The 1,816-nt window shown below is 58.9% G+C and carries 2 protein-coding genes; both read right to left on the bottom strand.

Features of this window, described 5'->3' with window-relative positions; translation table 11 throughout:
• Nucleotides 1–168 precede the first annotated feature (168 nt).
• Entirely contained in the window at nt 169–423 is a 255-nt protein-coding gene (locus A1351_RS25200; RefSeq protein WP_064032566.1) for a zincin-like metallopeptidase domain-containing protein, read from the bottom strand.
• Nucleotides 424–562: 139 nt separating this feature from the next.
• Nucleotides 563–1,708 carry a hypothetical protein gene (locus tag A1351_RS06695; protein WP_064032567.1) on the bottom strand — a complete coding sequence of 382 codons (1,146 nt, stop codon included), beginning with the start codon at nt 1,706–1,708 and terminating at the stop codon, nt 563–565.
• Nucleotides 1,709–1,816: the final 108 nt, after the last annotated feature.

The following is a 1,816-nucleotide window of genomic DNA, read 5'->3' on the forward strand; positions in this document are numbered from 1 at the left end:
GATCGAGAAGATGAAGGAGTGCGGCCACCGAGTCCTTGCCACCAGATGCCGCAATCAAGATGTAGTCGTAGCTCGTAAGATCAGGAGCAATGGAGGTTTCGGGGCGAGAGCGAGCACGCGGATGCTCGCCGCCTGCGCGGTTCGTCGTTATGGTGCGTGCCATGACGATCACGCGGCCTCGATGAGGGGCGCGTCGCCATCAGCGGCGTCCTGCTCATCCGAGTCGCTTTGGCTTCCAGCGAAATCCGGATGAAAGGCAAGGCAATAATCGGCCGCCTTCTGCGCCGCCGCCGCCCCGCGAAATATCTCGCGCTTGTCCGTCTTGAGTCGCTGGAGCCAAAATGCCACATAGCTCGCGTGGTTCTCTATGTCTGTCGGTAATCCGAGTTCGGTGTTGACGAGACAGCTCGCTATGTCGGCCACTTATCCTGACAGTCAAGTTCCGCCCGTGACCGCAATGGCTCGATCTCGTCAAATTTTGTCATTGCCGTTGAAGAGAGAATTGCCTCGAACGATAATTTTACGAAGCTGCAGGCGGCGGAAGAACACCTGGCTATCGTTGTCAGGGGTTCAAATCGTCGAGAACGGCCTGAATCCGGTCAAGATCCTGACGCAACGCGATCCGCTGCAAGTCCGACAGCCGCTTCTCACGAAGAAGATTCCTGGCGTCACTCGCTGCGCATTCCCATGCGGCTCGGTGGCTTTTGGTAATGCATGCGTTTGAGCAGCGCGTAGGCTGGCAGAGCGCAGTGAGCGGAGCTGATTGCGGAGTCTCGGTCGCGTTCTTCAAGCAAAGCGCCGTTGACGGATCGAAGAAGCAATCTGCGAGAATGCCGACGTGAAGTGTGCGAGCTAGACTTACCAGCAATGTACGCAACCGGTTGCGATCGGCTATCATCGCGGGCAGCGGTCCGACTTCGGCATTGGCAGTATCGAGAGCCAACCCGATCCGGGCCGACGCCGGTCCAGACAGCTGTGTCCCTGTCCGCCGTTCATCAAAATATCTGAAAATGTCGTCGAGCTGCCCGAGCTTCCGTTCTGCTTCGACTTCGGCCCGGAAACCGGAACGGCTTGAACCCGCATACCCCTCGAAGGCGGCGACCGAGGCGTGCTTATACTGGATCATCCCCGCGATCGTGCCGAATGGCCGATTGGCGATATACCAAGCAATCGTACGCCGAAACTGACGGGTCGTAATTCGCCAGGGTCGGCCGCTAGAACCAGGCGGGACGACGGGCCTGTCTTCGGTTCCGAACAAAATGTTCAGATGATCGCGGTAGTCATTGAGCTGACGCACAATCTCTGCGGACACATGAACCTTACGAGCGCGCACGGTATCAAGCACCGGCCAAAGCGTATCCGAGCCTCGAACCGCCGCCCCGTCCGCCGAGAGTTGCTCGAGAACACGAATCGCTTCGGCGACCGGTGCAATTGTCACCCACTCTGCAGGTTCGCCCTGACTTTGCTTTCCTTTATAGGCGACGGCTCGCACGCGATGACGGTCGATAATTCCGTCCGTGCTGCGACTCAGCGACAGGCAACCGGATCGCATCGCTTGGACTTCGCAGTCGCGCATGCCAGTGAGGTAGGCACAGACGACATAACAAGCGGCTTGGAGCATGCGTTCTTCGTGAACCAGCGTCTTGGAGTCGAAGCGCGGCCGCCATGACCGACCAGTATCTGGGTCAATGGAAATAGGAGTGTGCATGCCGCCGATCTCGACACCTGTCGCTTTGATCGCGGCAGCGACAAGGCGCGCACGCCGGACATGAGCGATAGGTGCCCCTTCGGATCAGCACATGCATCTACGCCCGCC

Source organism: Methylosinus sp. R-45379 (assembly GCF_001644125.1).
In the GTDB taxonomy this organism is placed as follows: domain Bacteria; phylum Pseudomonadota; class Alphaproteobacteria; order Rhizobiales; family Beijerinckiaceae; genus Methylosinus.